The sequence below is a fragment of the Embleya sp. NBC_00888 genome (genome assembly GCF_045207655.1).
Taxonomy (GTDB): Bacteria; Actinomycetota; Actinomycetes; order Streptomycetales; family Streptomycetaceae; genus Embleya.
This window is the reverse complement of record NZ_CP108785.1, coordinates 1827624-1850901: the sequence shown is the minus strand read 5'-3', so window position 1 is coordinate 1850901 and position 23278 is coordinate 1827624. Positions and strand designations below refer to the sequence as shown.

Annotated in this window: 20 protein-coding genes and 1 pseudogene; 11 read left to right on the top strand and 10 right to left on the bottom strand. The window is 72.0% G+C overall.

The window, feature by feature from the left end:
- Nucleotides 1-57: 57 nt before the first annotated feature.
- Together OG948_RS42345 and OG948_RS42340 are read right to left on the bottom strand one after the other, a co-directional pair.
- Entirely contained in the window at nt 58-1122 is a 1065-nt protein-coding gene (locus OG948_RS42345; protein ID WP_331770302.1) for a DNA alkylation repair protein, read from the bottom strand.
- Nucleotides 1031-1378 carry a PQQ-binding-like beta-propeller repeat protein gene (locus OG948_RS42340; protein WP_406300580.1) on the bottom strand — a complete coding sequence of 116 codons (348 nt, stop codon included), beginning with the start codon at nt 1376-1378 and terminating at the stop codon, nt 1031-1033. Before OG948_RS42340 ends, OG948_RS42345 begins: the two co-directional genes overlap by 92 nt.
- A 78-nt stretch (nt 1379-1456) precedes the next feature.
- On the opposite strand from OG948_RS42340, the gene OG948_RS42335 reads away from it, so the two are divergent.
- Together OG948_RS42335 and OG948_RS42330 are read left to right on the top strand one after the other, a co-directional pair.
- A complete protein-coding gene (locus tag OG948_RS42335) occupies nt 1457-2404 on the top strand; it encodes an RNA polymerase sigma-70 factor (RefSeq protein WP_331770301.1) in 948 nt (315 codons plus the stop codon).
- A gap of 322 nt (nt 2405-2726) precedes the next feature.
- A pseudogene (locus OG948_RS42330) lies at nt 2727-4473 on the top strand (molybdopterin-dependent oxidoreductase).
- A gap of 103 nt (nt 4474-4576) precedes the next feature.
- Here OG948_RS42330 and OG948_RS42325 read toward each other — a convergent pair.
- Nucleotides 4577-5806 (bottom strand): MFS transporter, encoded by a 1230-nt coding sequence (locus OG948_RS42325; RefSeq protein WP_331770300.1) that lies wholly within the window; start codon nt 5804-5806, stop codon nt 4577-4579.
- Nucleotides 5803-6135, bottom strand: a complete 333-nt coding sequence (locus tag OG948_RS42320; RefSeq protein WP_331770299.1) for an FAD-binding protein — start codon at nt 6133-6135, stop codon at nt 5803-5805. Before OG948_RS42320 ends, OG948_RS42325 begins: the two co-directional genes overlap by 4 nt.
- Nucleotides 6136-6225: 90 nt before the next feature.
- Between OG948_RS42320 and OG948_RS42315 the strand changes: the two genes are divergently transcribed.
- From OG948_RS42315 to OG948_RS42305, 3 genes are all read left to right on the top strand, one after another.
- Nucleotides 6226-6819 carry an XRE family transcriptional regulator gene (locus OG948_RS42315; RefSeq protein WP_331770298.1) on the top strand — a complete coding sequence of 198 codons (594 nt, stop codon included), beginning with the start codon at nt 6226-6228 and terminating at the stop codon, nt 6817-6819.
- Nucleotides 6820-7467: 648 nt separating this feature from the next.
- Entirely contained in the window at nt 7468-8967 is a 1500-nt protein-coding gene (locus tag OG948_RS42310) for an ABC transporter substrate-binding protein (protein WP_331770297.1), read from the top strand.
- Between the two features lie 375 nt (nt 8968-9342).
- Nucleotides 9343-10821: a PLP-dependent aminotransferase family protein gene (locus OG948_RS42305; protein WP_331770296.1), complete on the top strand. Its 1479-nt coding sequence runs from the start codon at nt 9343-9345 to the stop codon at nt 10819-10821.
- Between the two features lie 36 nt (nt 10822-10857).
- Here the strand turns inward: OG948_RS42305 and OG948_RS42300 are convergent, their stop codons facing one another.
- The 4 genes from OG948_RS42300 to OG948_RS42285 all read right to left on the bottom strand — a co-directional run bounded on the left by OG948_RS42300 (nt 10858) and on the right by OG948_RS42285 (nt 13525).
- Complete coding sequence (locus OG948_RS42300; RefSeq protein WP_331770295.1) at nt 10858-11712, bottom strand: NAD-dependent epimerase/dehydratase family protein; 855 nt, start codon at nt 11710-11712, stop codon at nt 10858-10860.
- A gap of 71 nt (nt 11713-11783) precedes the next feature.
- Nucleotides 11784-12188 (bottom strand): cupin domain-containing protein, encoded by a 405-nt coding sequence (locus OG948_RS42295; protein WP_331770294.1) that lies wholly within the window; start codon nt 12186-12188, stop codon nt 11784-11786.
- 151 nt (nt 12189-12339) lie between these two features.
- Complete coding sequence (locus OG948_RS42290) at nt 12340-12735, bottom strand: GNAT family N-acetyltransferase (RefSeq protein ID WP_331770293.1); 396 nt, start codon at nt 12733-12735, stop codon at nt 12340-12342.
- Between the two features lie 124 nt (nt 12736-12859).
- Nucleotides 12860-13525: a TetR/AcrR family transcriptional regulator gene (locus OG948_RS42285; protein WP_331770292.1), complete on the bottom strand. Its 666-nt coding sequence runs from the start codon at nt 13523-13525 to the stop codon at nt 12860-12862.
- A gap of 69 nt (nt 13526-13594) precedes the next feature.
- On the opposite strand from OG948_RS42285, the gene OG948_RS42280 reads away from it, so the two are divergent.
- The 4 genes from OG948_RS42280 (at nt 13595) to OG948_RS42265 (ending at nt 18944) form a co-directional block, all read left to right on the top strand.
- Entirely contained in the window at nt 13595-14257 is a 663-nt protein-coding gene (locus tag OG948_RS42280; protein WP_331770291.1) for a class I SAM-dependent methyltransferase, read from the top strand.
- A 235-nt stretch (nt 14258-14492) separates the two neighbouring features.
- Nucleotides 14493-14891, top strand: coding sequence for a glycine cleavage system protein GcvH (gcvH, locus tag OG948_RS42275; RefSeq protein WP_331770290.1), 399 nt, complete (start codon nt 14493-14495; stop codon nt 14889-14891).
- A gap of 329 nt (nt 14892-15220) precedes the next feature.
- The gene (locus tag OG948_RS42270; protein WP_331770289.1) at nt 15221-17026 is read left to right on the top strand and encodes a gamma-glutamyltransferase; all 1806 of its coding nucleotides are present in this window, start codon (nt 15221-15223) and stop codon (nt 17024-17026) included.
- 139 nt (nt 17027-17165) lie between these two features.
- The gene (locus tag OG948_RS42265; protein WP_406300579.1) at nt 17166-18944 is read left to right on the top strand and encodes a PP2C family protein-serine/threonine phosphatase; all 1779 of its coding nucleotides are present in this window, start codon (nt 17166-17168) and stop codon (nt 18942-18944) included.
- A 97-nt stretch (nt 18945-19041) separates the two neighbouring features.
- On the opposite strand, the gene OG948_RS42260 is transcribed toward OG948_RS42265, so the two are convergent.
- Nucleotides 19042-20145: a C45 family peptidase gene (locus OG948_RS42260; RefSeq protein WP_331770287.1), complete on the bottom strand. Its 1104-nt coding sequence runs from the start codon at nt 20143-20145 to the stop codon at nt 19042-19044.
- Nucleotides 20142-21101, bottom strand: a complete 960-nt coding sequence (locus OG948_RS42255; protein WP_331770286.1) for an amidohydrolase family protein — start codon at nt 21099-21101, stop codon at nt 20142-20144. The genes OG948_RS42260 and OG948_RS42255 overlap by 4 nt, the downstream gene beginning before the upstream one ends.
- Before the next feature lie 94 nt (nt 21102-21195).
- Between OG948_RS42255 and OG948_RS42250 the strand changes: the two genes are divergently transcribed.
- Nucleotides 21196-21831, top strand: coding sequence for a TetR family transcriptional regulator (locus OG948_RS42250; RefSeq protein WP_331770285.1), 636 nt, complete (start codon nt 21196-21198; stop codon nt 21829-21831).
- A 74-nt stretch (nt 21832-21905) separates the two neighbouring features.
- Nucleotides 21906-23255 carry a hypothetical protein gene (locus OG948_RS42245; protein WP_331770284.1) on the top strand — a complete coding sequence of 450 codons (1350 nt, stop codon included), beginning with the start codon at nt 21906-21908 and terminating at the stop codon, nt 23253-23255.
- Nucleotides 23256-23278 lie beyond the last annotated feature (23 nt).

The following is a 23278-nucleotide window of genomic DNA, read 5'->3' as shown; positions in this document are numbered from 1 at the left end:
GACCAGTTCCCGGTGCTCGCTAGGTCCGCGCAGGACCGGCCGGACGCCGCGCGGACCTCACGGGAGCAGCGTGAAGGGCGCCGTCGCGCGGACCTCGCCGTTGACGATGATGTCGAGGTCGCGCGGACCGGGGGGTTCGGCGCGCGTGGTGATCGGACGGAAGGAGTGCGACCTGGCGAGGGTGAAGGTGTCGTCGGCCGCTTGTGCGACACGCTCGGCCAGGTGGAACACCCGGCGGGAACCGTCGCGGCGGACCGCGTACTTCAGCAGCAGCGGCCCGGGGCTCTCGGCCCGGACGGTGACGGTGAACGGGATGCGGTCCCCGGTCGCGACGGTGTCCGCGACCGTGAGGGATTCCACGGTGCCGCTGCCGTGCGCCGCGCCGACGAGGCCGAGCGCCTCGGGGTGCCCCGCGCGCAACAGGCCTCGGGCGGCGTGCCGCACGACACGGTCGGTGTACGTGCCGCCCTCCGTGTGCCAGCGGCGGAGCAGGGCCAGGGCCGTGTCGGGGTGGTCCTTCGCGATGTCGTTGACATGGTTGGCGACCGAGCGCCGGACGTACTCGCTCGGGTCGTCGCGCAGCCGCTCGAGGATGGGCAGGGTCGGACCGGGGGACATCAGCCCGCGGACGCGCGCGCCCCAGGGAAGGCGCGGACGGGTGCCTTCGGAGGCGAGCCGGCGGAGGTGTTCGTCGTCGGAGTCGGCCCAACCCCGGATGATCGCGAGCGCCGCGTCCCGATCGCGGTCGAGGTAGGGGCGTACGGCGAACTCGGCGGTCGCGAAGGGGGTGATCACGGCGAGCGTGGACATGGCCTCGTCGAGGTGGTCGACGCCCTGGACGGCGACGTAGTCGGTGGCGGGCCAACCGCTCCACATGTCCAGGCGGGAGTGCGCGGTCGCCGCGCGCAGGATCGGGGCGGCCTGCGGGAACGGCAGGTCCAGGGCCGCGTGCAGGGCCTGCGCCACGTGACCGACCCGGGCCTTGAGCTCCCGGCCGTCGAGCCCCGCGAGCGCGCCCGCGACGAAGCGGTCACGGGGGAACGCGCCGTGCGCGGCGGCGACACCGTCGGCGAGGGTGGCGACGGAGGTCGCGTTGATCATGTCCTTGAGCGGTTGGGCCATGCGGCCCACCGTGCCAGACGGCACCGGCACCGGCACCGGCACCGGCACCGGCACCGGCACCGGCACCGACACCGGCACCGACATCGGCCGCGGCGTCGAGCGCGTACACGTTCCGGTCGTCGCCGCCGGTGTACACCATCCCACCGGCCATCGTCGGCGGCCTGCGCCTTCGCGTGCTCCGGGCGATGTCACAAACGGCGGGGCCGCCTCGTCTCGGATGTCGCGGGTGTGTTCCGATCAGGAGGGTGACGGTCATGCGGGTGTACGTGGCAGGCGGGGCCGGGGTTCCGGGACGGCGGCACTCGTGGCGCCGAGGCCGGAAGCAGGCATCGGCGTGAGGCGGGCCGAGGAGTTCGAGGAACTGCGACCGCTGCTGTTCTCGATCGCGTACCGGATCCTGGGCAGCGTGAGCGAGGCCGAGGACGCGGTCCAGGAGACCTGGCTGCGCTGGGACGATTCCCCGGTCACGCCCACCTCGACCAAGGCGTTCCTGTCCGCCGTGGTGACCCGGATCTCGATCGACGTCCTGCGGTCGGCCCGCGTCCGGCGTGCGGAGTACGTCGGGCCGTGGTTCCCCGAACCGCTGATGGCCGACCCCTACCAGGACCCGGAGCGCTCGGCGGAATTGGCCGATTCGCTGTCGATGGCGGCCCTGCTGCTGTTGGAGCGGCTCAGCCCGTTGGAGCGCGCGGTCTTCGTGTTGCGCGAGGTGTTCGCCTTCCGTTTCGCGGAGATCGCCTCGGCCGTGGGGCGCTCGGAGGCGGCGTGCCGCCGGCTCGCGGTGCGGGCCCGCCGGCACATGGACGAGGGCCGTCCCCGATTCGACGCCGACCGCAAGGAGCGCGAGGAACTCGCCGAACGCTTCTTCGACGCCTTTCGGGAGGGGGACGTCGACGCGTTGCGGGAACTCCTCGCCGCCGACGTCCACATGGTCGGCGACAGCGGCGGCAAGGCTCCGCAGTGGGCCAGGGGCATCGTCGGTGCCGGGAACGTGGCCCGGCTGCTCGCCGCGATCGTCCCGCCGTTCGTGCGGATCGGCGGCGTCGTGGAGCCGCACCGGGTGAACGGCCGGCCCGGAGCGATCCTGCGGGACCGGGACGGCAGGGTCCTCAACACCCTGGCGCTCGACGTCCTCGACGGGCAGATCCAGACGATCCGCTCGGTGATCAACCCCGACAAGCTCTGCCACGTGGGTCCGGTGGCGGACGCCCGAGCGGTCCTGCGGGAAACGTGGCAGGCCCGCCGGGGCGTGGACCGACCGGAGGAGCGGCCGGCACCGTGACGGCGCGGCGTGCCGGGTCCCGCGGTGCCGTGCGGGTGCGGGGCCGATGTTCGCGCGACCCCGCGCCCGGCCGGTGCGCCCGGCCGGTGCACGACCCCGCGACCGCCGACCCCGCGACCGCCAACCGCCGACCACCGTCCCGGCGCGTCGGGTCGCCGGCGCGCGCGAGCGGCCGAGCGTACGCCCGGGCGGACGTCAGCGGTCGCCGATCCCACACCGCCGATCGAGACTCGAGGGTGGAAAGCTCGTCGGCCGACCCGGCGTCCACGGCGATCCCGGCGGCACCGGCCGGCCCGCACCCCGACGTCGGAAGGGGATCGTCGTGAACGCCTCCGAGGACTCGCAGGACCGGGTCGAGCCCGGAGTGGGTCCCGCGCCCGGGGAGTCCGCGCGGTTTCGGCCCTACCGGCACCCCGCCGCGGGCTGGGGCGCCGCCAGGAGTGTGGCCGGCCTCCTGCTGGGTGAGCGCGCCGTGGTGGACGGATCCCGGGCCGTCATGCGGATGAATCACGAGAGCGGCGGCTTCGACTGCCCCGGGTGCGCGTGGCCGGACGACACCAAGGGCCTGCACCTGGACATCTGCGAGAACGGCATCAAGCACGTCACCTGGGAGATGACCCGCAAACGGGTCGGCGCGGAGTTCTTCGCCGCCCACACGGTGACCGAGTTGGAGCGGTGGAGCGACTTCGCGCTGGAGAACCAGGGCCGGCTGACCGAGCCGATGGTGTACGACCCCGCGTCGGACCACTACGTCCCCATCCGTTGGCAGGACGCCTTCGAACTGATCGGCCGGACCCTGCGCGAACTCGACGACCCGAACCAGGCCGCCTACTACACCTCCGGCCGGCTCGGCAACGAGGCGACCTTCCTCTACCAGTTGATGGCCCGTGAGCTGGGCACGAACAACCTGCCGGACTGTTCCAACATGTGCCACGAGGCCAGCGGCCGCGCCCTGACGGCATCGTTGGGCACCGGCAAGGGCACCGCGGGCCTCAAGGACTGGGAAAGCACGGACGCGCTGTTCATCATGGGCGTCAACGCCGCCTCCAACGCGCCCCGAATGCTCACGGCCCTCGCCGACGCGTACCGCCGCGGCGCCCACATCGTGCACGTCAACCCGCTGGTGGAGGCCGCCGCGACCCGCACGATCGTGCCGCACGAGTTCGTCGACATGGCCCTGTTCAAGTCGACGAGGACCAGCACCCTGAATCTGCAACCGCGCATCGGCGGCGACATGGCACTGCTGCGCGGCATGGCCAAGGCCATCCTGGAGCAGGCCCCCGGCGATCCCGAGGCACTGGACCGGGTGTTCATCGATCGGCACACCGCGGGCTTCGACGAGTACCGCGCGCTGTGCGCGAGCACGCCCTGGGAGGAGATCGAACGCCAGAGCGGGCTCGGTCGCGCCGACATCCTCGAGGCGACCCGCGTGTACCGCGAGGCCGACCGGAGCATCTTCAGTTGGTGCCTGGGCATCACGCAGCACGAACACGGCGTCGACACCGTCCGGGAGATCGTCAACGTGCTGCTGCTGCGCGGGAATCTGGGACGGGAAGGCGCGGGTCCCTCACCGGTGCGCGGACACAGCAACGTGCAGGGCAACCGCACCTGCGGTATCGACCACCGTCCCGCCGACACCTTCCTGGACCGCCTCGCCGAGGCCTGCCGCATCCGGCCGCCACGCGAGCCCGGCCTGGACACCGTCTCCACCATCGAGGCGATGCACGACGGCCGGGTGAAGGTGTTCGTCGGCATGGGCGGCAACTTCGCCCTCGCCGCTCCCGACACCCCGTATGCGCGAGCGCGGCGTCCGGGAGTTCGACCCGGTCGACGTCACCAGCACCGCCAAGGACGGCAGCACCCGCGCCCTGCACGGCCATCTCGCCGTCCCCTACGACATCCCCCGCGGCTGCGCGGCCGGTTACATGCCCGAGATGAACGTGCTGTGCGCGATCGGCGACTACAGCACACAGAGCGATCAGCCGATCATGAAGCACCTCAAGGTCGCCATCACCCGAGCCGCGGCAGCCTGGGACCTCCCGGGCCGCCCGCACACCGCGGCCCGTTGACCGGCCGACCCTCGGACTCCCTCAGCCGACCGCGGGAAGCACCGGCCGCGCCGCCGCCGCGTGCCCGGGTGTGCGTTCCCGGGCCGCGGATCGTGCGTGCGGCTCACTCCTGTGGCATCGCCTCGACGGTTGTCCCGACCGGCGACCGGTGGTCGCCCGTCGCCCGATCGAGGAGGACGACCAGCACCGTGGCCGCCGCGAGTCCGGCGCCGATCCAGGCGACGGAGGTGACCTCGGCTCCGGCGTCGAGGGAGATGCCGGCGAGTACCGGGACGAGGCTGATGCCCAGTTGGAACGCGGAGACCGTGGTGGCGCCGGCGAGTGTGGGGGCGTCCGAGGCGATGGTGAACACGCGACCGTAGATGGCGGGGTTCAGCACGAATCCCGCGATCCCGAGCAGCAGTACCAGGGGGACGACCACGACGGCGTGGCGCGCGAACAGGGCGAGCAGTACCGAGCAGAGCAGGATTCCGATCGCTCCGGCCAGGAGCGCGTGGTAGGGACGCTTGTCGGCGATCCTGCCTCCGATGGAGAGCCCGATGAAGGCGCCGACGCCGAACAGGACGAGGATCGCGGAGACCCACACGTCGGGGACGCCGGTCACGTCGGTCAGCAGCGCCGCGAGGTAGTTGAAGGAGATCATGTACGCCGCGGTGCTCAGCAGCGTCGTGGCGTAGACGGTCCACAATCGCGGGCGTCGCATGGCGGTGAGTTCGCTCTTGATGCTCGGTTGTCGGTGTGCGGTGGTCACGGGCAGGGCGACGAAGACCGAGGCGGCGCCGAGCAGGGTCAGGGCCACGACCATCCAGAATCCGCCGCGCCAGTCGGACAGGTGGCTGATCAGCGTGCCGGCGGGGCCACCGGCGATCATGGCGAGGCCGAGCCCGCTGACCACGACGCCGGAGGCGCGTGCGGTGCGGTCGGGGGTCACCAGGCTGATCGCGGTGACGGCCGCGACCGCCCAGAAGCCGGCGTAGGCGATGCCCGCCACGAACCGGGTGGCGAGCAGTGTTCGGTAGCCGTCGACCACGAGTCCGGCCGCGATCGCGAGGGCGAAGACGACCTGGGTGATCACGAGCGCGGAGCGTCGTGGCCAGCGCAGGCTGAAGACGGCGAGCGGGGGACCGCCGACGACCACGCCGATCGCGAATGCCGTGACGAGGCCGCCGGCGGCGGCGAGGCTGATGTCGAGGTCGTCGGCGACCGCCGGCAGCACTCCGGCGAGCAGGAACTCGGCGCTGCCCATCGCGAAGAGACTGAACGAGAGCAGGTACACGCCGAAGGGGAGTCGGCCCCCGCCGACCGGCTGTTGCGGTGTCTTTGTCGTGCTCATCGGGCCACACCCCCGGCGCACTCGTACCGGACCGCCTCGGTGGTCTCGTCCGGTTCGAGGAGCCGGCCGGTGATCACGCCGGTCGCGGTGACTCGCCCGTGGTCGAACCTGCTTCCATGGCCGGTGGATTCGCTGCGTCCGATGGCCGAAAACCCGGACGGAGCCGTGCTGTCCCGGCAGACGAGCCCGGGTGCGCGGGTGGCCGGCGGGTTTCGTGGCTTCCCGCCGTCCACCACCAGCGTGGTCGAATGCGCGCCGGTCATTACGATCCCGGCGCTCAGGCCCGCGGCCCCCGCGCCGATGATCACTACATCACGATGGTCGGTCATGATTGTCACCTCCGAGACGACCGTGACGCTCGTGATGCCGAAAGAGCAAAGATCGTTGCCGATACCGGGACGACGTGTTGTGATGGATCGATGGATTCCATGCCCGCCATCGCCGCGACCCTCGGCCGGATCGGACCCCGACTGCGCCGGCTCCGGGAGAAGCGGAACCTGTCGCTGACCCGGCTCGGCGACATCACCGGCATCTCCAAAAGCACCCTGTCACGGCTCGAATCCGGGCAGCGCAAGCCAAGCCTGGAACTGCTCCTGCCGATCGCCGCCGCTCTGGCGGTGTCGTTGGACGACATCGTGGCCGCCCCACGAGTGGTCGCCCCTCGGGTCGTCCCGAAGCCGAGGGGATCGAACGGGCGAATCTTCGTCTCGCTCTCGCGACAGCAGGCCGGCGAGCCCAGGGCGTTCCGGGTGACGATCCCCCGAGACGAGACGGAGGCCGTCATGCGTACCCACACCGGATACGCGTGGCTGTATGTGCTCAGCGGCAGACTCCGGCTGATCCTGGACGAGCGCGACGTGATCCTCGGCCCCGGAGAGGTCGCCGAATTCGACACCCGCCACCCCCACTGGTTCGGATCCAGCGGCCACGGCGACGTCGAGGTGCTCAGCCTGTTCGGCAAGCAGGGCGAACGCATCCGGGTCCGGGTCCAGGGCCGCCCCCCGACGGCCTGAGGCCCGAGCGCACGAGCCGCCGGCGCCGACGAACACGGGGCCGACCCGGTCGCCCGGATCGCGGTCCCGCATGGGACCCGGGAGCCGGGCTCGCGTGGCCCGAGCCGCCGGTGTCGCGAGGCCGGGACGAGCCGACTCGGCCGCGAGCCGGGTTTCGGGAACTGCCCTCTCCGGACGGCGAGTTGGTTGGCCGTCGGCCACGATGCGAGTTTCGGGTCGCGGGTGGGTATTCCGCGTCGGATGGATAGCCGCCACGCGAACGCGCCTATAGCTTCTGTTGCGCCGCGAGATCCCGAGCGCGATCCGTCCGTGTCCCGCGGTGTTCTCGTCACGTCCCGGTAGCGACGGACCGATCGACACGCGAGACGCGCGAGGCGCGGTGCGATGCGCGAACGCGGAAGCGCGGCGCGAGTATTCGGGCGGTTCGACACCCGGGCGCGGCGGACACCGGCCGGCCGGCGACGCACGGCATCCATTTCCGTCGACACATTGGCAGGTAGGCACGTAGTGCTTTTTGCGAAACGAACGACACGAAGAACCGCCGGAGTCGGCGGACCCGTTCGAGACGTCGGACCCGTTCGGAACGTACTGCGCCCCTCGGCCCTGGCGCTGGTGATGATCTGCCTCACCGCCACGGCAGGATGCGGGTTGGTCGGCGACGACGACTCGGACGCGGTCGGCAAGCCGCAGGCGGGCGGCTCGGCCGTCTTCCTCCTCCCGGGTGAGCCACGCGGCCTCGACCCGTTCAGCGCGAGCTACCCGAACGTGGCCGACGGGAACCGGATGACGGCGCTGTACGACGTCCTGGTCTGGACGGAGCCGGCGACCGGCACCGTGCACCCCAAGCTGGCCGAGTCGTTGACCAGCGACGACCAACTCACGAACTGGACGCTGACCCTGCGTCCGGGACTGCGCTTCTCGGATGGCTCGCCCCTGGACGCGGCCGCGGTCAAGGCGACCTGGGACGCCCACCGGGACCCGATGGTGAACTCGTTGGTCGGCGGGGTGCTGCGGGACGTCAAGCTGATCCAGGTGGCGCCGTTGCAACTGCGGATCGAACTCCCGTCCGCCAACGCCAACTTCGATCACCTGGTCGCCCGCAACCTGGCGTTCGTCGCCCCCACGAAGTACGTCGCGACCCCCGACGGTCGAGCCGCGCTCAAGCGCGCCCCGGTCGGCGCGGGTCCGTTCAAGCTGGCGGCCTGGGAGCCCGGAAAAGACCTGCGCATGGTGCGCAACGAGAACTACTGGCAGAAAGGGCTGCCCCACCTGGACGAACTCGTGTTCCGGGTGGACCGCAACATCGCGGCGGCGCCGGAGTCGATCGCGGAGGGCCGGGCGGACATCACCGTCACCACCGACCCGACCGTGCTGGGCGATGCCCGGGACAAGAACCTGACGGTTGACGAAACCCTGCTCAACGGCGGCCTGATGATCGCCTTCAACATGCGCAAGCCTCCGTTCGACAACCCGGACGCACGTCGGGCGATTTCGCTGGCGCTCAGCGGCGAGGATCTCAACCGCCGCTTCTACAAGGGCCTCGGCGTACCGGCCAGGGGCATCTTCAACGCGAGTTCACCGCTGGCGAACGTCAATCTGGCCGCCGTGGAGAACAAGCCACAGCAAGCCGGCGAGATCTTCGCCAAGCTCACCTCGAACGGGCAAAAGCCTTTCGTCTTCCACTACATGGTGCCCGACAGCCCCAAGTCCCGGGAGATCGCCGAGTACATCCGCCGGACGCTTGCCGGATACCCGGGGGTGACCATGATCGTCGACGTCGTCGACATCGCGTCGCTGGTCACGCGCGTCTCGTCCAAGCGCGACTTCGAGGCCACCGTCTTCCAACTGTGGGCGGACGACGTGGAACCGACCGTGCACCAGTTCCTGGTCACGGGGGGCGTCAACAACATCACCGGCTACAGCAACGCCACCGTGGACAAGGCACTGGGGGAGGGCCGACTGTCTCCCGACCCCAAGGTCCGCCGCGACGCCTACACACGTGTGCAGACCTCGCTGAACCGCGACATGCCCTTCTGGGTGTACCTGGAAGCCTCGGCGGCGGCCGTGCACAGTCGGCACATGACCGGCATCGAGCCCTTCAACGACGGACTCGTGCACTTCGACCAGATCACCCGCACCGGCAACTGACCGACGCCTTCCCTCGGGACCAGGACCCGACGAGCACCGCTGCCCCGCACCCGTGACGAGCGCCGGTGGGAACCTCCCACCGGTGCCGTCGGATCCCCGCCCGTCGACGTGTCCACCGATCGGCCGCCGAAGGTGTGCCGCGGACATCGGGCCGGGCCGTGGGTGCCGATGGCGTCGAGGTGCCGACCCGGGTGGAGCACGAACTCACCGAGCCGGGGCGCGGTGTCGCCCGGCCGTCGAGCGGGCTTCGGGACTGGGTCGAGACCCACGTGGACCTGGTCCGTCCCGGCCGAACCGGGCTCGGGACGCGTGACGGTCGGCGCGTCCGGGGGCACCGGCGGGTCGGAAGGCGGCGTGCGCCGGCAGGCTGTCGGTATGCGTCACCCTTCCGTCGGCGGAGTCGATCCGCCTCCTTTCGTTGCCGGAGTCGATCTGCACATCGACGTCGAGCGGCGTACCGCCGGGACCGGTCGCTCCGTGGAGGAGGCGTTGCGAGAGGCCGTGCGCTCGGGGCGCCTGGCTCCCGGTACTCGCCTGCCCGGCTCCCGCGCGCTGGCTGCGGATCTGGGCCTCGCGCGCGGCACGGTCGTCGGCGTGTACGGCCAACTCGTCGCCGAGGGGTGGCTGATCGCGGAGCCGGGGTCCGGCACGCGGGTGGCGGACGTCGGCGGCGTCGAGCCGTCCCGCGCGACCGGCGACGGGAGGCGGGTGCCGACCGAAGGCCGGGTGTGGGCCGATCTGCGACCGGGCCGGCCCGATCTCGCGTCCTTCCCCCGTACCGCGTGGGCGAGCGCGGTGCGTCGGGTCCTGGCCGAGGTGGAGGCGGGCGGCCTCGACTACGGCGACGTCGAGGGGACCGCGAGCCTGAGGGCGAACGTGGCCGCGTATGTGGCCCGGGCCCGGGGCGTGCGCGCCACACCGGACGCGGTCGTCGTCACCGCGGGATTCACCCACGCGCTCGCGGTGCTCGCGCGGGCGCTGCGGGGTCTGGGCGTACGCCGGGCCGCGACCGAGGATCCGGGGTTGGCCCGCCACCGGGAACTGTTCGCCGCCGCGGGGGTGGACTGTGTCCCGCTGCGCGTGGACGAGTTCGGCGCGGACCCGGCGGGCCTCACGCCCGACACCAAAGTCGTGCTGCTGACGCCGGCGCACCAGCATCCGGCCGGCGTCGTGCTTTCGCCCGCGCGACGCGGCGAGTTCGCCGCCTGGGCCCGGCGTACCGGCGGCTTCGTGATCGAGGACGACTACGACGGCGAGTTCCGCTACGACGGCCGACCCGTCGGGGCGCTGCAGGCACGCGATCCCGAACGGGTCGTCTTCGCGGGGAGTACCAGCAAGACCCTCGCTCCCGGCCTGCGCCTGGGCTGGCTGGTCGTGCCGCCGGCGCTGCGCGAGCCGGTGTCGGCGGCGCTGCGCGAGAGCGGCACCGGGGTGTCCGTGATCGAGCAGCTCACGCTCGCGGAGCTGATCGCACACGGCGACTACGACCGGCATGTGCGTCGTGCCCGCCTGGCCTATCGGCGGCGCCGCGGCGAACTCGCCGATCGGGTTACCGCGGTGACCGGGCTCTCCCTGGTGGGGGTCGCGGCGGGACTGCACGCGTTGCTGCCCCTGCCTTCGGCGGAGCACGAGCGCCGACTGATCGCCGCCGGGGAGTACGTGGGCCTGCGCCTGCAGGGCCTGCACGTCTCCGGCTACCGACACCCACCCGACGAATCGGCCCCGGCCGCCCTCGTCCTGGGCTATGCCACGCCGTCGCCGCACACGTGGCGCCAGGCGCTGGATCTGCTCGGCGAGGTGCTCGACGCGGAGGGTCTGCGGGCGGGGCCGACGCGGCGGCGACCGGGGGGATAGGGCGACGATCCTCCGTGTGTCGGGGCCTGCTCCCGATTACAGGGTGGCGAAGCCCGATCGCCAGGAGAGGTGGGTCGGCGTCCAGTCCAGGTGCTTGCGGGCGAAGTGGTTGTCGGCCCCTCTGGCCCAACCGGCGCGTGGCGCGTCGGGCGCGTCGGCGGGCGGTGCCGCGCCCACCGCGGCGGCGAACACCGGCACCCAGGCGTCGGCCGCCGCCGGTTCGTCGTCGACGACGTTGACCGCGCCGTTCGGCCAGCCCAGTGCGGCCACCGCCGCCGCGGCCGCGTCGTCGACGTGGACGAAACTGGACACGTCCGCCCCGCGGGCCAACCGCCCCGCACGCGCGTCGGCCGCCCTGCTGCCGTCGGCCGCGAACCACGTGCCCGGGCCGTACAGCAGCCCGTAACGCAGCACCACCCACTCGGGCAGTTCGCGTACGGCCGACTCCAGGGCGAGCACGCCGTCGATCGTGCCGCGTCGGGGCTGGTCCGTCGTGGCGTCCAGCGGCGTCGTCTCGTCGGCGGGCTCCTCGCCCGCCTCGTAGACCCACGCGATGCTCTGGGCCACGACGCGCCGTACGCCTGCCGCGTGTACGGCGTCGACGAGATTGCGGGTGCCGATCCGGCGCACGCGTGCGTTGGCGGAAAGGTCGACCGCGGCCAGATCGGTGAGTTGGTGCATCACGAGGTCCGGCGCGGCGTCCACCACGACGCGGGTGAGCGAGTCGCGGTCGTAGACGTCCGCCGACACGACGGTGACGTCGGGTGCGCGCAACTCGGCTGCGGCGTCCGGGCGTCGCGTGAGCGCGGTGACCCGGTGTCCCGCCGCGACGAGCCGGGGGACGATACGCCGTCCCAGGACACCGGTCGCGCCGGCAACGAGAACGTGCATGGTGTGGAACTCCTGTACGCGGTCGGGGTCGGATGACGACGCGCCCGTGCCGGGACGGCGGGGCGCGATACTCACGGGGTGGGTCGGGGCGCCCGCCGGTCCCGCCGTTCGGCCAGTTCACGCTCGTCGACGATGGTCAGCATGGGTTCGCCGGGAACGCCGAGCATGACCACCACGAAGCGACTCCACGCGTCGGTGAGGTTGTTGCCGGCCTGGTAGTGGATGACGTCGCCGCCCGGTTCCCAGAACGCCTCGCCGGCGCGGATGATCCGCTCGGGTTCGCCTTCGAGTTCGAAGACCATCTCGCCTTCCAACATGTAACCGAAGACCGGGCCCGAGTGCCGGTGCGGCGGTGTCCCCGCGTCGCCCGGCGGCAGTTCGACCGTCATCGTCATGGCTTCGGTGGGGGTCGGCAGGAAGGGCGGTATCTCGTGCAGGAGGGATGTCAGCACGGTCCCACCACGTTTTTCGTTCATGGCGGCAAACGTAGAGGCGGACCGGACCGTATGACTGGTCCACTTCACGCCGGATCGGATGGACCGGTTCGACCCCGTCGGACCACCGCCCGGACCGCCCGGATCGACCGAAGCGCCCCGTTCGCCCCGGACCGAGCGGTCGGCGACGGGTTCACAAGGCGATCAGGCCCGCCGCGGACTCGCCGAAGCCGCAGACATCGACGTAGAACGACCGCAAGTGCTCCTCGAAGTCGACGTGCAGCCACTCGCACCCCGCCGCGCGGGCCCCGTCGGCAGCCGTCCCGACCAGCATGGAGCCGATGCCCCGGGAACGGGCGCGCCGAGCCACGACCGTGTCCAGGACGAAGGCATGGACCCCGCCGTCCCAGGCGACGTTGACGAAGCCGATCAAGCGGCCGTCCTCCCACGCACAGACCCAGCCGAGGCTGTGCCGCTCCAGCCGTGCGCGCCAGGGGATCCGCTCGGCCGGGTGGTCGAACCCCTCGGCGTGCAACTCCTCGAGGGCCGAGTCGTCGAAGTCGCCCCGCCATTCGTACGTGATATCCATGGCCCGACCGTAGCGACGGCAAAGGCGGATGCCGGAACGACCCGTTGGGTCGAGACCACGCGCACCCGAGTCGGGCGGGAGGCCGCCCTCCGGGGCGTCGGGTGGCCACGGGGGTCCATTCGGGTCAGGGCCGCGTTCGTGGGGCCGGCTCGTGTCGGGCCAGGAACGCGTCGACGAGGGCGTCGGTGAACGTGTCGCCGATGGGTTCGTCGGTCACCAGTACGCGGTAGTAGAGCGGGCCCACGAGTTGGTCCGTCTCGGTCGCGATGTCGAGGTCGGCGGGCAACGAGCCGCCGTTCATGGCGCGTTCCAACGGCAGGCGATCGCGATCGCGTTGCGCGTCGAGCCATCGGGCTCGGAAGTCCCGGGCGAATGCCGGATCGTGCTGAGCCTGGGCGATCAGCGCGCGGAAGACGGCCCCGGAGTCGGACTCGGCGAGGAAGTACGCCAGCCGTCGCAGGTAGTCGCGCAGGTCGCCGGCGAGGTCGCCGGAATCGGGCGGCGTCAGGTCCTCGGCGGCGTCCTCGAGGAAGGCGTCCATCAGGACGTCGGTCTTGGTGCTCCACCAACGGTAGATGGTCTGCTTGGCCACGCCGGCTCGCGCGGCGATGCCCTCCATCGTGACGCCGGTGAATCCCTTCTCGGCGAGCAGGTCGTCGGCCGCCTCGAGAACCGCCCTGCGGGCCTGTTCGCTGCGTCCGTGCCGGTTGCCGTGGTGTGCCCGCCCGGATCCACCGGTGCCGGCCGGCGTGGCGTTGTCCGCCGTGGCCCTGTGAGTCTCGGATGTCATCTTCTCGCCTCCCCGCGCCGAGGATATTGCATCTAGAAAAGACGTGACGTTGCGTCTAGTCTAGCTTTCATGACACCTACCCACACGCTTGCCGACCCCCGAGTCCGAACGGCCCTCGGCAGGATGTTCGAGGAAGCCGAACAGGACGACACCGTCGCCGCCCGGCGCGACGCGGAACTGCCCGGCGGGTTCGCCCCGTTGTCGCCCCAGGAGCGGGCCGACGCCTTGGCGGAGATCTACATGCCGATCTCCGCCGACGGCGGAGCACTGCTGTACAACCTGGTCCGAGCCGTGCGCCCGAGCACGGTCGTCGAGTTCGGCACCTCCTTCGGGATCTCCACGCTGTACCTGGCCGCGGCCGTGCGCGACAACGGCGCCGGACGCGTCGTCACCACCGAAATGAGCAAGGAGAAGATCGCCGCGGCGCGCCGCACCTTCGCCGAGACCGGCCTGGACGACCTGATCACCGTGCTGGAGGGAGACGCCCGGGACACCCTCCGCGATCTGGACACCCCCGCGGACTTCCTGCTGCTGGACGGGTGGAAGGACTTGTGCCTGCCGGTATTGCGCCTGTTGGAGCCACGCCTGCGGCCCGGCACGCTCGTCGTGGCCGACGACGTCGAGCTGAGCAGCCTGCAGCCGTATCTCGACTACGTCCGCGACCCGGAGAACGGCTATCACAACGTGACGTTCCCGGTCGAGGACGGCATGGAGATCAGTTGCCGTCTGTGAACCGGCGCAGAAGCCACTGGTGGACGTGTCGGCGAACGTGACGGTGAGCGGGCCGGTGAACGTGCCGACGGGGCGCGCCCGGTCGGCCGCGGGCCGGCGCTTCGGCGGCATGTCCGCAATGGGGCCTTTCGGGTGAGTGTACTGTTCCGGTGGGTCTCCTCTGCGTCAGGCTGGTCGCGGCCGTGCGCGGATCTCGCGTCGGCGTACGCATGACATCGGCAGGAGACCGACCGATATGACGACCGTGCCCGCGGACCGCAAGTACACCCAGGACCACGAATGGATCCTGCCGACCACGGGCGGCAAGGCCCGGATCGGCATTACCGACTTCGCGCAAAAGCAGCTCGGCGACGTCGTGTTCGTGGAGGTGCCCACCGTCGGCTACACGCTTCAGGCCACGGAGGCGCTCGGGAGCGTCGAGTCGGTCAAGGCCGTCACCGAGATCTACGCCCCCGTCGACGGCAGCGTCATCGCCGTGAACGAACTCCTCGAAGGCGAACCCGAACTCCTCAACACCGACCCTTACGACAAGGGATGGGTCGTGGAGGTCACTCTCGTCGATCCCAAGAGCCTGAACGACCTCCTCACCGCCGAGCGGTACCAGTCCTACCTCGACCGGGAAGAGTCCGACTGACTCCCACCGCCGCGGTCGCCGACGCGACGCGCACGGGCGCGGTCGACTCGCACGCATCCCGCGGCACACGACGGGTGTGCCCGAGCGGGCCGAAGACGAGACCGTGGCCGTGCCCGTGTCCGGCCAGTGGACGCGGCGAACGGCGAACGGCGAACGGCGAGTGGCGAGGTTGCGGGATGGGATGGGACGTGCGAGGTCGCGGCCCGGTCGACGGTCCGTCCGTGGCAACGCCAATGCAAACCCCGATGTCAATGCCAACGCCACGGGCCTCGGACGCCGGGCGAACCCGCGCTCTTGTTGCGATGCCGGCGCGGGCGTACGGTCCGGCCATGGGCATTCGACCGGCGCTTCGGGGCGACTTCGGCATGGTGTCGTCCACCCACCGACTGGCCTCCGAGGCGGCCTTCGCGGTGCTGGAGGACGACGGGAACGCGTTCGACGCGGCGGTCGCGGCCGCGTTCGTACTGCATGTCGTCGAACCGCATCTGAACGGACCGGCCGGCGAGGTGCCGATTCTGCTCGCACCCGCCGGCGGTCCGGTGCGAGTGTTGTGCGGTCAGGGCATCGCGCCGGTGGGTGCGAGCATCGCCCACTACACCGGGCTGGGCCTGGAACTGGTCCCCGGCACCGGCCCCTTGGCCGCCGCCGTACCGGGAGCCTTCGACGCGTGGATGCTGCTGTTGCGCGACCACGGCAGCAAGTCGCTCGCGGCGGTGCTCGATCACGCGATCGGCCTCGCCGAGCGCGGGCACCTGCCGCTTCCGGGCGTGGCGCAGACCGTGACGCGCATGCGCGAACTCTTCGAGACGGAATGGACCACCTCCGCCGAGGTCTACCTCCCGCACGGGACGACGCCGAGCCCGCGTCGACCCCTGCGCAACCAAGCCCTCGCGCACACGTGGCGGCGTGTGCTGGCCGAGGCGGCCGCGGCCGGCGGCGATCGCGAGGCGCAGATCGACGCGGCCCGCCGCTGCTGGCGCGAGGGCTTCGTGGCCCTGGACATCGCGGAGTTCGCCGCCCGACCCACCATGGACACATCCGGTGAGCGGCACACCGGCACCCTCACCGGCGCGGACCTGGCGAACTGGTCGGCGTCGTACGAGGAACCGATCCGCCGGCGGTGGCGGGACTGGGAGGTGTGCAAGCCGGGCGGCTGGTCGCAAGGGCCGGTCATGTTGCAGCAGTTGGCCCTGCTCGCGGACGAACCGGCCTACGGAACCGCCGAGTACGTGCACACCCTGATCGAGGGCGGCAAACTCGCGATGGCCGATCGCGAGGCCTGGTACGGGGACGCCGCCGAGGTGCCGTTGGACGACCTGCTCGGCGCCGACTACGGCGCCGACCGACGTGCCCTGATCGGCGCCGAGGCATCCTACGCGCTGCGCCCGGGTCGGCCCGGCGGACGTGCCCCGATCCTCGGCCGACACGCGCGCGAGGCAGCCGACCGCGCGGCGGGACACCGCGATCGACACCCGGGTCGCCCGGACCACCCGGGGACGGGCGAGCCGACGGTCGCCCCGACCGGAGCCACCCGGGGCGACACCTGCCATCTCGACGTGGTCGACCGCTGGGGCAACCTGGTCTCGGCCACCCCCAGCGGCGGTTGGCTCCAGTCCAACCCGGTGATCCCCACGCTCGGCTTTCCGCTCGGTACCCGACTCCAGATGACCTGGCTCGAACCGGGCCTGCCCAACTCGTTGACTCCGGGCCGTCGGCCGCGCACCACTCTCAGTCCCTCGCTGGCCCTGCGCGGCGGCGTTCCGGTACTGGCCTTCGGCACGCCGGGTGGTGACCGGCAGGACCAATGGCAGACCCACTTCCTGCTCGCCCTCACGCTCAGCGACCGAACCGCCGGAACGCTCGACGTCCAGGGCGCGATCGACGAGCCCAACTGGCACCAGGACAGCTTCCCTTCCTCGTTCTACCCGCGCGAGATGCTGCCCGGCAGCGTGACCGCCGAGGCCGGCCTGGGCCCGGCGGTGCTCGACGACCTGCGCCGCCGCGGGCACGACCTGACCGTCGTCGAGCCCGGTTCGGTGAGCCGGCTGTGTGCCGTCGCCCGCGACCCGGAGACCGGCGCGCTGACGGCGGGCGTACACCGGTCCGGCGGACAGGGCCACGCCACCGGGCGCTGAGGCCCGGTCCGCCGTGTCCTCCGCCGTTCCCTCGGACCCCCGATGTCGACGGTGCCCCGCGTGAGTGGGCGTGTACCGAAGGTCACCGGGGTCCGCGTCGGGTGGGTGCCCGGTCCGGCACGCCGTGATCATGGGGAGTATGCGATTCCGGCGTGGGAGCGAGGAGGACGCGCAGGTTTCGGGACGGGATACCGCCGACGGCCTGCTCGAGGGCTCGATGGCTGCGCTGGGGATGGGCGCCGCGGACGCGGATCTGTCGCGCCGGGTGATCGGCGACGCCCCGGTGGGCATCGGGTTCCTCGACGCGGAACTGCGCCGGCGATTCGTGAACGCGGCGTTCACCCGTGCCACCGGCCTGGCCGCCGCGGACGTCGTGGGGATGCCGATCGGCGGGACACCCTTCGCCGCCGACGCCGACAGCCTCGGCGCGCTGCCCGAGACCGCCCGCCCAGTCGAGATCTCCTTCGGCGCCTCGGCGCGGGTGCCTCCCTTCGCCCGTGTGCGTTACCGGCGGCTGGACATCCGAGGGCGGCCGGCGGGCATCGTCGCCGCCGTGACCGAAGCGGACCCGGCCCACCACCGACTGGCCGTGCTGGACGCCGCCGCGACGCGGATCGGCACCACCCTGGACATCGACACCACCTGCGCCGAACCGGCCGAGTTCGTCGTGCCGGCGATGGCCGACCTGGCGATCGTCGATGTGCTCCCGTTCGATGCCGCGGAACACGGCAGTACGATCCCGCCCGGCGGGGCACGGCTGCGTCGGGCCGCGCCGGCCTGCGCACCGGGGCTGCGCCCTCGACTCGCCTCGCTCGCACCGCCGGGCGCGTTCGTCCTCCACCGGGAGGACTCCGCCGTCGGAAGGAGCCCGCGCACCGGTGTCTCGGTGTCCCGGCCTTCGCCTGTCGACACCGCATCGGACGACCGTGGCCGGGACATCGGCACCGCCTCGAACGACAGGACCGAGCACCTCGACACCGCATCGGACGACCGGGCCGAGCACGCCGGGACCGCGACCTTTCCGCGGGCCGCAGGCATCGACACGACCCTCGTCGTCCCGCTGGTGGCGCACGGCCACACCATCGGTGTCCTGCTGCTCGGCCGAGCCCCGGATTCCGCCGACGACCGCACCGACGGCGACGCGGTTTCCCTCGTCGCAGACCTGGCCGCCCGCGCCGCGGTCGCCATCGACAAGGCGCGCCGCCACACGCACGCCCAAGGCATCGCCGCGGAACTGCAACGGGCACTCCTGACGGAGCCCGGCACACCCCATCCCAACCTCGAACTCGCCTTCCGCTACCTGCCTTCCGGAATCACCTCGGTGGGGGGCGACTGGTACGAGGTCGTGCGGCTGTTCTTCGGGCGCACCCTCCTGGTCATGGGTGACGTCATGGGACACGGCATCGAAGCCGCCGTCGACATGAGCAACTACCGCTCGACGCTGCGCCACGTCGCCGCGACGGAGCTGCCCCCACATCGGATCCTGCGTCGACTCGACGCGCTGATCGACGAGAAGGAGTCCGCCCGCCCCGCAACATGCCTGCTCGCCCTCGCGGACCCCGGCCGCCGACGCTGGACGTTCTCCACCGCCGGCCACCTGCCCCCGGTGCTGATCGCCGCCGGTCGTCCCGTCGAACTCGTGGAGGTCCCGACCGGCCCTCCTTTGGGCACCGGCGTCGGCGGCTACGAACAGATCACCCGCGACCTGCTGCCCGAGGAGACCCTGCTGCTCTACACGGACGGCCCGGTCGAGCGTCGGGACCAGGACATCGACGACTCGCTCGCCGGACTCGCGGCACTGCGACCGCCCACCGGCGGCGGGCTCGACGGCCTACTCGACGCGATCCTGGACGGACTGGCTCCGCACACGGGCGAGGACGACATCGCGATGCTCGCCGCACGCATGCGTCCCCGGTGACGCCGTCCGACCGAGGGCCCGCACCTCGCCGGCGCGACGTGGCACGCGAACACCGCGACGGAGGGCTCGAATCGACGCACCCTCGGTCGCGCCGGAGTCACGCCGTGAGGGTGCGCCAGGTCCGGGCCCGGGCTTCGGCGGGTGTGCCGTCCAGGACGGTCGCGGTGCGCGCGGCCGGTTCCAGGACGACGGTCGCGAGCGTGGCCCAGCGCTGCCCCAGTGGCTTGTCCGGGTCGGGGCGGCAGGTCACGGGCGGTTCGCCGGCTCCGGTCACGAGGTAGTCCACCAATTCGCCGGCCGCGTTCGGCGCGCCCCGGCGCCCGAGACGCGCGCGCACGAAGTCGTAGCGCTCACCGGAGTCGGGTTGGTAGAGCCAGGTCTTCTCGTCGGCCGCGGGCGTCGGGGTGAGGAAGTGGTTCGTGCGGACCAGGACGCCGTTCCGCGGTGCGATCTCGAAGACGCCGACGGGACTCACGTCGAGCAGGACCGCCGTCGACTCGTCGAAGAGCGAGAACGATCCCGACGACGCGATCGGCGCGCCGCGGACGATCTCCACCGCCTCGGCGACACTGCCGGCCTCTTCCAGCACGATCGCCGCGAGTACGTGCACGGGGATGCCGCCGACACCGTCGCGGAGATGACCGAGGATGTTGAAGTGCAGGGCGAGGCCGGCGCTGTTGACGCCGATCTTGCCCAGGATGCCGTTCTCGGTGAGGCCGACCACGTCGTGCCTGCCGCCGCGCGATTCGAGCGTGTGCCAACAATCGCTCAGCTCGACGTGCCAGTCCCAGGTCTGGATGCCGAACGTGCGCGAAGCCGCGGAGTCGCCGTCCCCGAGCCGACGCACGATCGTGGTGCACTCGCCCGGCGGCACGACGGCGCTGCGCGCGAGGATCTCCGTGCGCGCGTTGAGCGCCGCGACGCGCCACGGTTCCACCCGGGCTCCTTCGGCGATGCCCTCGATCTCGGCCCGGGCGCCGGGACGGAAGTCGTCGATCGTGTCGAGGGCTCGCGCGGCATCTGCCCGCGCCTGCGTCGAAGTGATGCCGCCGAGTGCGAAGAGCCGGTCGTAGATCTCGATCGCGTCGTGGATCCCCGCGCGCAGTCCCGCGCCGCGGGCCACGCCGCGGGTGTGTGGATCGATCGCGGAGGCGACGACGTGCGGGCGGGATTCGGGGTGGGGGTGAGGCGTGACGATCACGAGCGTCCTTTCGGGAGGTCGGTGTGCAGGCGGACGTCGCCGTCGACGATCGTCGCCAGGACGGCGTTGTCGGCTTGGGCCTCGGGAGCCAGGTCGAGCGGGTTCGCGGCGAGGATCGTGAGATCGGCGAGGTACCCCGGGGCGACGCGCCCGAGTTCGTGGCCGGCGCCGCCGGCGTGCGCGGCGGCGAGCGTCATGCCCGCGTAGGCCTCGCGAGCCGAGAGCGCCTGCTCCGGATGTACCGGCGTGCTGCCCGGTTCGTCGACGGGGCGTCGCAGTTGGCAGTCGGCGAGCCCCACGCGCGGGTCGCCCGGGCCGATCGGCCAGTCGGATCCGAGCGCCACGACGGCGTGATGGTCCACGAGGTCACGCGTTCGCCAACCGTGCGCGGCGCGATCGGGGCCGACGCGCCGCGACCAGTTGTCGGTGCCGTCCCCGCGTGTGTGTCGGGTGGCGTGCGCGGGTTGCAGGCTCGCCACGACGCCGAGTTCGGCGAATCGGCCGAGGAGGGGGAGGCCCAGGCGCCGCGCGAGGCCGATGCCCGCGACCGACGCGGCCGACCAGTTCAGGGCCAGATAGGCGGATGCGATCAGCCATCCGGTGAGCACCAGGACGATCCTGTTGCCCAGCACGCCGTACATCGCACGGGAGACCACCGACCCACTCGTGCCGGCGGCCGGACCGCTGATCGCGACCACGCCCGTGAGGATCCACAGCAGGTTGCCGACGAGTGCGACACCGATGGCCTGCACCGGCGAGAGCCCCATCAGGACAAGTGTCGCGCCGATGACGAAGCTCAGATAGCTGACGTTCGGGGCCGCCCAGATGGCGAAGAGTTCGCGGGCTCGCCCGTGCCGTTCGGCGATGGGGACCTGGTCGATGCCCCGGGTTTCCGGGCGACCCGCGCGGTCGCCGGCACAGTCGTCGGGGGCCGCCGTGGGAAGTGCGTGGTTCATACGTCGAGACCTCTCGGGGCACACCTCTGGCAACCACTGCTATTGGTCTCTTGGCCAATGGGGTATTGGCCACACATCCAATAGGGTGGTCGGTATGACGTCAAGCCCCCCGTCGACGCGGGTTCGCAAGATGCCCGAGGAGCGTCGCGCCGAGATCGTCCGGACCGCCGCGCGGATCGCGCTCGAAGAGGGTCTCGAGCGCATCACGCTCCGTCGCGTCGCCGACGAACTCGGCGTGCGCCCCGGATTGATCGGCCACTACTTCCCGGCCGCCGACGACCTGGTGAGCGAGGCGTTCACGCACGCCGCCACCAGGGAACGCGCGGCGCTGCTGCCGGCGGAGGAGGCCGGGCTCGCCCCCATCGATCGACTCGCCCGCTTTCTGGTGCGCCTGACCGACGGCGAGTTCGTCGACCTCGGCCGACTCTGGCTCAACGCACGCCACGTCAGCCGGTTCAAACCCGGTCTTCGCGCGGCGGTGCGGGCACAGGAGTCGCTCACCCGCGACGCCCTCACCGCGCTCGTCGACGAGGGTGTGCGTTCGGGCGATTTCACGACGGACGACCCGCTCGGGGTCACCCTGCACATCCTCGTCAACGTGGACGGCCTCGGCGCGTACAGCAACGACGACGTGCCGTTCGACCACCCCGCCCTGCGCGACATGTCGATCGGGACGGCCGAGCGCATGCTCGGACTGCCGCCGGGCACGCTGCGCGCTCGTACGCGCTGACACGGTTGCCGGGGCCGCCCTCTTCCCGAGGCCGGCTTCCGCATGGGCCGGCGCGGCGGCAGTAGCCTGAATACATGACGAAAGTCGCATTTCGGCGCCGGTGCCTACCGCCGAAGACGGCCGTCCTCGGGCTCGCGCTCGTGCTGGCGGTCCTGCTCTTCGCGGCGGCGCCCGCCCACGCGGCGGCCGGCGGCGGCATCGGGACGATCGCAGCGTCGCTGCGCGACGACCCCGTGTACACCGTCCCGGCGGCCGAGAACGTGCTGCCGTCGGCCACCGCCGACGCGTTGCGGACGAAGATCCGGTCCGCCGACAAGCCGATCTTCGTGGTCGCGGTACCGGCCGACTCGCCGCTCGCGTCGGCCGGTTCGCCCGCGGCCGTACTGTCGGGCCTGCGCGAGCAGGTGGGCCGACCGGGCGTGTACGCGGTCACCGTCGGTCGCACGTTCGACGCCGCGGCCGACGCGTCGGTGATGTCCCGCGCACGGCTCGCCACCCTCAAGAGCGACGTACTGGCCGCACACCAGGGAGACGGACCGGGCCTGCTGACCGCCTTCGTCGACGGGGCCGCGGCCGACGCGCAGCAGCCGTCGGCACCGGCACGCGACGACGGCGGCTCGTCGTGGGTCGGCCTCGCCGTGGTCGGGGCCGTGCTCGTCGCCGCAGCAGGCACGATCCTCGTGCTGCGCAGGCGGACCAGGACCCGCCGGGCGGCGCAGGCACGGCAGGAACTGGAGCAGGTGCGGCCGGTCGTCGACGAGGACATCACCGCGTACGGCGAGACGCTCGATCGGGCCGCCTTCGATCCGGGCGCGGCCGACTCCGACGACGCCATACGCGAGGAATGGACCAGGGCGCTCGACTCCTACGAACGGGCGAAGTCGGCCATGGCGGCGGCCCGGGAACCCGCGGATGTGCGTGCGGTCAGCGAGGCCCTGGACGACGGACGATTCGCCCTCGCGACCCTGGAGGCCCGACGTACCGGCGCGGCCCTGCCGCAACGCCGACCGCCGTGCTTCTTCGACCCCCGCCACGGCCCGTCCGTGCGCGACATGCGCTGGGCACCGGCGAGCGGTGCCGAGCGGGAGGTACCGGTGTGTGCGGCCGACGCGGCCCGCCTGGACGACGGTCTGGATCCGGAGATCCGCGAGGTGGACAGCGCCGGCGGTCGTCGCCCGTACTGGGAGGCCGGTCCCGCCTACGGTCCGTGGGCGGCCGGTTGGTACGGCGGCATGTTGCTCCCGGGCCTGCTCATCGGGACCACACTCGGCGCGTCGATGAACCTGGGCTACGCGGCGGAGGCGGGCGCGGCCGGGGCGGGGGACGGCGGATTCGGTGGCCTCGGTGACGGGGGCGGCGGCTTCGGGGGCTGGGGCGGAGACGGCGGTGGCGGCTGGGGCGGTGACGGCGGCGGCTCGTTCTGACCCCGAGAAGACGACACCGGCGC